We start from the raw sequence: 537 nt of genomic DNA on the forward strand, positions 1-537 counted from the left end.
CCTGGCCGTACGGGCATGACGAGCGTGCCCCGCGGGTCATGGCAGCGGTGTCTCCAGCTGAGCAGGCAGGAGTCGCCTGCCGCTGCGCCGTCGTCGCGCACGGCGGGCATGCGCAGCACGCTGCCGTCGATCTAGAGGAGGACCCAGTTGTCCTTGACGGCCGGCTGCAGCCACGCCGGCCGGTCGGTGCCCTGGCGCAGCGGCACCAGCAGGGTGAGGTGTTCTTCTGCCAGCAGCCGTCGCGCCAGACGGCCGCTGTCACTGGTCAGGTCCCAGACGCGGTTAGGCGGGCCGCCGATGACAAAACGATCAGCGTCCCCGCCCACCACGTGCGGGCATCGCCGAGGCAACCACCCGAACGAGGGAACTCCTGGCATCAGGCTCCCCAGCGCGCCGTGCAAAATTCGGTTCGCCCCGCGTCCGGCGTCGCTGAACCGGGGTCTACTGGCGGAAGACTTCCACCCGCTGCAGTTCGACGTCCGAGTCGGGGCGGTCCCGCGTGGTGGCGACGTTGGCGATGTCGTGGACGATGTCCTG

At 70.0% G+C, this 537-nt stretch carries 1 protein-coding gene; it reads right to left on the bottom strand.

What is annotated here, in order from left to right:
- Positions 1 to 131: 131 nt before the first annotated feature.
- Positions 132 to 329 (bottom strand): hypothetical protein, encoded by a 198-nt coding sequence (locus IE312_RS38145; RefSeq protein WP_189986856.1) that lies wholly within the window; start codon positions 327 to 329, stop codon positions 132 to 134.
- Positions 330 to 537 lie beyond the last annotated feature (208 nt).

The sequence above is a fragment of the Streptomyces capoamus genome (assembly GCF_014654935.1).
Taxonomy (GTDB): domain Bacteria; phylum Actinomycetota; class Actinomycetes; order Streptomycetales; family Streptomycetaceae; genus Streptomyces; species Streptomyces capoamus.